The organism is Spirulina subsalsa CS-330 (assembly GCF_028330765.1).
GTDB lineage: Bacteria > Cyanobacteriota > Cyanobacteriia > Cyanobacteriales > Spirulinaceae > Spirulina > Spirulina subsalsa_A.
The window spans coordinates 1-7017 of sequence record NZ_JAQMTY010000066.1; the positions used below are offsets into that span (position 1 = coordinate 1).

6 protein-coding genes are annotated in these 7017 nt (G+C 54.6%); 3 read left to right on the forward strand and 3 right to left on the reverse strand.

Translation table 11 applies throughout. The annotated features are described in order from the left end of the window. Window positions 1-72: 72 nt before the first annotated feature. From PN477_RS04455 to PN477_RS04465, 3 genes are all read left to right on the forward strand, one after another. Complete coding sequence (locus PN477_RS04455; RefSeq protein WP_272147023.1) at window positions 73-1017, forward strand: Rieske 2Fe-2S domain-containing protein; 945 nt, start codon at window positions 73-75, stop codon at window positions 1015-1017. A 50-nt stretch (window positions 1018-1067) separates the two neighbouring features. Next, window positions 1068-2357 carry an aminotransferase class I/II-fold pyridoxal phosphate-dependent enzyme gene (locus PN477_RS04460; RefSeq protein WP_272117930.1) on the forward strand — a complete coding sequence of 430 codons (1290 nt, stop codon included), beginning with the start codon at window positions 1068-1070 and terminating at the stop codon, window positions 2355-2357. Window positions 2358-2760: 403 nt separating this feature from the next. After that, complete coding sequence (locus PN477_RS04465) at window positions 2761-3747, forward strand: hypothetical protein (protein ID WP_272117929.1); 987 nt, start codon at window positions 2761-2763, stop codon at window positions 3745-3747. A 69-nt stretch (window positions 3748-3816) separates the two neighbouring features. On the opposite strand, the gene PN477_RS04470 is transcribed toward PN477_RS04465, so the two are convergent. Genes PN477_RS04470 through PN477_RS04480 form a run of 3 tightly spaced genes read right to left on the reverse strand, consistent with a single transcriptional unit; the run spans window position 3817 to window position 6911 of the window. Continuing rightward, window positions 3817-4518: a DevA family ABC transporter ATP-binding protein gene (locus tag PN477_RS04470; protein WP_272117927.1), complete on the reverse strand. Its 702-nt coding sequence runs from the start codon at window positions 4516-4518 to the stop codon at window positions 3817-3819. Window positions 4519-4554: 36 nt separating this feature from the next. Then, a complete protein-coding gene (gene devC, locus PN477_RS04475; protein WP_272117925.1) occupies window positions 4555-5703 on the reverse strand; it encodes an ABC transporter permease DevC in 1149 nt (382 codons plus the stop codon). Then, complete coding sequence (locus tag PN477_RS04480) at window positions 5700-6911, reverse strand: HlyD family efflux transporter periplasmic adaptor subunit (protein WP_272117923.1); 1212 nt, start codon at window positions 6909-6911, stop codon at window positions 5700-5702. Before PN477_RS04480 ends, devC begins: the two co-directional genes overlap by 4 nt. Window positions 6912-7017: the final 106 nt, after the last annotated feature.

The window sequence follows — 7017 nt, forward strand, 5'->3', positions numbered from 1 at the left end:
CGGCTAATTACTCAACGATTCGCAATTTCTTAATCACTGCGGCTCGCCGGATAGGGCTGAAATCCATTGCCAATGCGAAGCGATTTTTTGCCAATCGGCTGGAGGAGGTTTTACTCTCACTACAATGAATCAGCCCTACTTCATAAGGGGGAGGTGAGCGGCGATCGCCTCCTCTGTCCTTACCATGGCTGGGAATTTAACGGTGCGGGCCAGTGCGTCAATATCCCCTATTTTCCATCCGATCAAAAGCTTCCCTGTGCCCAGGCCCGTAGTTATCCAGTGCAAGAGCAACTTAGCATCATTTGGGTGTTTCCCGGCGATCCGAGCGAGGCGGCACAGGTTCCCTTGCCCACCGTGCCGGAATATGATGACCCCAATTGGCTAATGGTACCGATTCCGGGAAAATTCAACGCCCATTTTTCCATCTGTAATGAAAATACGATGGATGTCTTCCATGGGTTTCTCCACCGGAATTTGCAAGGTTGGTTCGATCCCAAACTTTTGCATTTGCATCAAACGGATACGGACGTAGAAGCCGATTACCAAGTATCTTATCAGGGGCGACTCAGCCAATTTCTAGGCATGAGCGATCGCGGCGATCGCGTGACGACTCGAATCATTTCGATTCGGTATCGTTATCCGCACTACTCGAACACACTAGAGGGGGTGTCTCGGATGTATTTAATGCGTTTGCCCGTTTCGCCGACTGAAACTCGGTCATTCACATTATTATTTTTGAAAATTCGCTTACCTCAAACCCTTGTAACCGTGGTTCGACCGTTACTGTCTCGCGTCATTTGGCGATTTTTATTAAAGCCATTTCTCGATCAAGATGTCGAAATGATCGAGAGCGAGCAGCGAACCTATGAAGGCGATCGTCAACGTCGCTATGTCGAAGTGAATCCGGCGATCATTGCCCTTCAGCGGGTCATTCTCAAACAGGATGGTGTTCAGTCCTCTCACCCAACGTTGCAGTCTCCGCACGTTGATGATTCTGAACTCGCCTCCATCCCATGATTTCCATCATCCAAGTCATCCCACCTAGATCTAAAGCTAAGGAGTGAACGGTGCAAGTCGTTAAAGAATATATGCAGGGGCTACAGAGCCATAGCCTCTATCCCGAAAAGTTTATCTGCCACCAAAAGCACGGCAACATCATCGAAGTGGAGGAAGGGTCTACCGGAATCCGCCGCACGGTGCTCACGTTCTGCACCAACGATGTGCTGGGTCTAGTCCAGTCTGACGCTGTACGCCAAGCATCCATTGATGCAATCTATCAGTATGGCACATCCAATAGTTCCTGCTCGGTGCTCAGTGGTCGTATTGATCTCCATCGCCAACTCGAAAACGAAATTTCCGCGTTCAAAGATCTGCCCCATACCCAACTGTTCCTCAATGCATGGATGGCGATGCAGGCGTTGATGGATGGGTTCTGTCATTTGGCAATGCCGGTGCCGGGGTTCCAAAATACCCGCGAAACCTTGATTCTCACCGATGTGCTCAACCACGGCTGCATCGTGTCGGCGGTGGTCAATGCGGATAATCGGTCGGGGAAGGTGTTTAGCTACAGCCCGGATGTGCGGGTCAAGCCCTATCGCCATTGCGATATGAATGACTTGGCGCGGAAACTGCGTCGCTATGCGAAACCGGGCGATCGCATCCTCGTGGTGTCCGATGCGGTGTTTTCCATGGATGGCGATCTCGTCCCCCTGCCGGATATGATCGATGTGATGGAAAACTACCCCGGTAGTGTCATCGTCATGGATGAAGCCCATGCCAGCGGGGCCCTCGGCCCCACCGGTCGCGGCATCTATGAGCATTTCGGGATCACCCCTCAATCGGTGATTGATCGGGGCATGGTGCCGTTAATCATGACCACGTTTTCCAAATTTGCTGCTTCTGCGGGGGCGGCGATCAGTAGCCACAGCCGCGAATTGATTGATCTCCTCGATGTGTCTCCCACCTCGATCGGTACAATCTCCCTGCCGCCGCCGGTGACGGCTGCTGCCCTCGAAAGTCTTCGTCAGGTGCGCAAATATCCGGAACTGGTGCAACGCCTCCAAGCCAATACTCGCTATCTGCGATCGCGCCTCGTCGAACATGAGTTTGATGCGATCGGCGAAACCAACGTGGTTCCTGTCATCCTCCCCACTGACTGTGACCCGAAAGCCTTTGCCCAGCACTTGATGGTGGAACATGGCATTTGGGTATCGCCCATTTGGTTCATCGCCAAGCCTCGACTCCGGATCACCGCCAATGCTCTCCACACCACCGAGGACATTGATAGCCTTGTGGCGGCAATGGTAGAAACCCGTGAAGCCCTCTATCCCGTTAAGGCCACGACGCTCACGGCCTAGGTTCAAGATCACAGGTCAATCTCCCCACAATGGGGAGAGTCTGTTTTACCAACAGGGTTACATCATCGTAACCCTGTTTCTCTTTGCAGCACCGGCAACAGTCGGCAGCGTGCGAGCCTCATCCCGTTGGAACGGGAAAAGTCTTCCCATTGGCAAACGATGAAGAATCCCCCCTAATTCTAAGGACGAGGAAAGGGTGCTGTTATAGTTGTAATAACAAAGAACACTTGGACTCAAACCTGTGTTGTGGAATCCATTGACGTGCAATGGGGGTAGCGCAAGCAACACGACCTTCATGATCACAGCCTGAGACTGGGAGCGATCTAGTCCTTGATTCTGTGTATCCTCCAACAATCTCGGTTTCCGACATCCTTGCCATTCTTGTGCTGAAGTGGAAAAGACTATGTTTTCGCAACTGCTCCCAATTCAACCCGTCCTTGCTCAAGAGGCAGCGCCACCACCCGCCGCCCCTGCCGCTCCTGTTACCCCCGCAGCGGAAGGGGGCGGCTTCCCGATCATGTGGATCGCCATTACGCTGGTTCTCTGCGGAGCGTTAGCCGGTGGAGCCGCTTATACGAAGTTCAAAATCTACGACAAGTTGCAAAAAGACCTCAAGTTTGAGCGGTATAAATCACAGGATTTACAAAAGCGACTGAAATTAGCCCTGAAGACCATCCAGAAAATGGAGGCAAACCCCGACCTCATCCACTCGCGGGAATTCAACCTGGATTATTTGCGGTTGCGGATGGATGAAGAAGTGTTCCACTACGCCATTGTGAATCAGATTAAGATTCGTGTGAAGCAGTTAATTAGTGTCGCCTTGCGTCCGAGTACCGCGAATCATCAAGTGGGGGTGGCGGCCACGGGTGGCCGTCAAGTGGATGAAACCTTTGATGTGACCTACGAAACTGAAACGAGGGGCAAGCGGACGAAGCGGGTTTTGTTTCGCAGTCAGATTAAACTAACCAAACTTCCCACTCAGTCTACGTCTACCACGATTAACCAAATTATTGATTGTATTGAGAAATTTCTCAGCCCCAACGAAGATCACGACACGTGGCAGCCGACGATTCAAGGGCGGGTGGTGTTGATGGATTGGGATCAAAAGGCTAAACCCACGCCGTTATTGGTGCTTGAACAGTCTGGTGAAGGGGTGAACGTGAGTTTCCGCACCAATCCCAATCGCCGAGCGGGAGGGGCTGGGGAAGAAGAGGACGAGATGGATATGGCGGTGGCTCCGAAGCCAAAATCTCCAGGGAGATCGCGCGATCGCAAACCTCCCGCTCCCCCCAACGGCGCAAAAGCTCATCCCCGTGCCGCCGGTGGCAAAACGCCCCCCCGCCCCCCCTCTGCGGCTCGTCGCCGATCGTCATCGACAAAACCGAATTAATCCTGCGCCTGGATGGCATCACGACATCACAGCAGAATCCCGGTGATGGGGGGCGATCGCCACTAGCCCTCAGCTTGAAACGAGGGTTGCTGAAGTGTTGATTTCTGTTAGGCGGCCATCTTCGAGGTGAACGAGGCGATCGGCCACATCAAGGATGCGGTTGTCGTGGGTGACGATCAGACTGGCGCAGCCCTGTTCTTTGGAGAGTTGTTGAATCAGTTCGACGACGGCGCGACCGGATTTACTGTCGAGGGCGGCGGTGGGTTCGTCGGCGAGGATCATTTTGGGGTGGCTGACGAGGGCGCGGGCGATCGCCACCCGCTGTTTTTGGCCGCCGGACATTTGGGCGGGGTAATAGTCGATGTGGTCTGCCAAGCCCACAGCGGTCAGCATTTGCTCAGAGCGTTGTTTCGCCACGGCTGATCGCAACGGTTGAAGTTCGGCGGACATTTGCACATTTTGCCGGGCGGTGAGGGAATGGAGCAGGTTATGGCCTTGGAAAATATAGCCAATATTGCGCCGAATATTGACGAGCTTCGCCTTGGGGGCGTTGACTAATTCTTGACCCAAAACCTGGAGGCTGCCGGTTTGGCACGATCGCAACGCCCCCATCAAGGTGAGGAGTGTCGTTTTCCCTGACCCAGATGGGCCTTTAAGTAACACCACTTCCCCGGCGTTGAGGGTGAGGGTGATGTCAAAGAGGATTTGTTTGCGGAGTTCGCCGCTGCCGTAGTAGTGGTTGAGGTCGTGAATGGCAACAATTGCAGACATCAGCGTTTTAGGGGGAATTAACGTTGCGAAAGGGGGTTAAAAAATATCGGCAGGGTCGGCGGCGCTGAGTTTACGGACGGCGATCGCGCCCGACCCCATACACATCACCACGGTCAAAAACAAGACGGTGAGGGCCTTACTGGCGGTCATCGCCATCGGTAAGCTGGTTCCCTGGGCCGTGAGGACATAGAGCAGGCTGGAAATCCCAAACCCCGGTGCATAGCCAATCAACGCGAGGATGATCGCCTGTTGAAACACCACCGTTAGGAGGTAGCGATCGCCGTAGCCCATCGCCTTCAGCGTCGCATATTCCGGCAGATGATCCGCCACATCGGAATAGAGAATTTGATAGACAATCACCACCCCGACAATAAACCCCATCCCTGCCCCAAGGGTGAAGATAAACCCGATCGCTGTCCCCGTCTCCCAATAGTCTTTCTCAAAGGCAATAAATTCTTCGCGGGACAACACCAACACATCTTCCGGAAGGTGCTGTTTTAAGCGACGAATCACCGCCTCCGGATTCGCCGTCTCTGCTAACTCAATCACCCCAATTTCAATTTGGCCCGCGTCCCGATTGGTAAAAATATTGAGGAAGGTCGTTTCACTCGCAATCACATTGCCATCCGCCCCAAAGGAGGCCCCAAGGTCAAACAAGCCCACCACCGTTAGGCGTTTGTCATTGGCTTCGGTCGTGACGGTTTCTGTTGTGGCAAAGAGGTCGGGAATCGGGCCAAACTCCGGGCGGGAGAGGCGATCGAACAGCACCGCATCTTCCCGCTGGATCTGGTGTTTCGCGTCGGCCAGTCCCGGTAAATCTAGAAAATCATCCATGGGGTTGATGCCCAACACCATAATGCCCCGCGTTGCCTTGGTTTCTGGGTTTTTCCAGAGGGCAAAATCAATGTACAGCGGGTAAATCGCCTCCACCCCGGCCACCCCGGCACTTTGGTACAAGCGACGATTGGAAAAGGAATCCATGGCGATCAGGGCGGTGCTTTCCGGGCTGAGGAGAAAAACATCGCCTTGGATGCGGCGATGGAGCACCACCGCACTTTCAAAGAGGGCATCTCGAAACCCGAATTGCATAAACATCAACAAATTGGCAAAACCGATGCCCGCCATGGCAATCAGGAGCCGCATCCGCTCATGGGTGAGTTGGAGCCAAGCGAGGGGGATCTTCATGGGGCGGATTGATCAATTTCAACGAGGACTTTGGCGTTGGTGAGACCGGCGACGGTGCGGCTATCGGCGGGATCGAGGCGAATTTCGACTTCAACAACGCGCACATCGATGTCGGCTTGGGGGTCGGTGTCGAGGACATCTTTTTTGCCGACTTGGAGGCCGATTTGGGAGACGCGACCTTGTAATTCATCGGTGAAGGCGTTGTTTTCGCTGGTGATGCGGGCAGTTTGGTCGAGGGCGATGTTGGCGATGTCGCTTTCGTAGATTTCGGCGATGACCACCATTTGATCGGTGCGGCCAATGTCGAGGATTCCTGCTCCAACGTCGATCGCTTCTCCCGGATAGACATTAATTTGCAGCACTTGGCCGATGATGGGCGATCGCACCACCCCCAGTTCTAAATCCGTAATCGCCTGCCGGACGACCGCCTGCGCTTGAGCCACACGGGCGCGGGCTTGGTTCAAGTCCACCGGGCGAATTTCGGCGATGCGATCGCGATCGGCTTGGGCCTCTTGAATTTGTCGCCCCAGGGTTGCATCGGTTTCCTTTGCTTGGGCTTCGGCCTCCCGCAAGGCTTTTTCCATCGTGGTCAGGGTCAACTGTCGCTGATCGCGCTCCGATGCCGACACCACCCCCTCATCAAATAGCTGTTGATAGCGGTTGTATTCCGTGCGGGCGTGATCCACTTCGGCTTGACGGCGTTCGAGGATGGCTTGATTCGTCACCTCCTCCCCCTGGCGCTCGGCCTGCAAACGCTCGATCCGTGCTGTTGCCGCCCGGATTTCTCCCACCTGCGCCCCGGCTGCCACCCGCGCTAGCTCGGATTCCGCCACTTTGACATCCTGCCGGGCTTTATCCAAGGCGGCGGCGAGGCGATCGTAATTGTCAAGCTGGGCCACCACTTGATTCGCGATTACCGTCTGACCTTCTTCGACTAAGAGCCGCTCGATCTTGGCTCCCCCTAGGGCCGGTGGGGGCGATAGTTGAATCACTTCCCCCAAAGGTTCAATCCGACCGAGGGCGGTGATGGATTCGAGGGGGGCGATCGCTGCTTCTTCCCCCGCTCCCATTTCGGTGTCCGGTTGATGCAGCAATTGGCGGCCATAAAACACCGTCAAGCCCAGGGTCAACAATCCCAGCAAAACCAAGCTGATCAGACCATTGCGCCCCTTCAGACGCTTCACCCATTGTTCAACATTCACAAACACAGCTTTTGATCATCCATGGCGTTTCCCTTGCCTATTGTATCCAGATGCGATCCCCAGCGGGGATCTGGGGTGGGGCCTCAGAAACGAAGAGCGATCGCTTCACAGA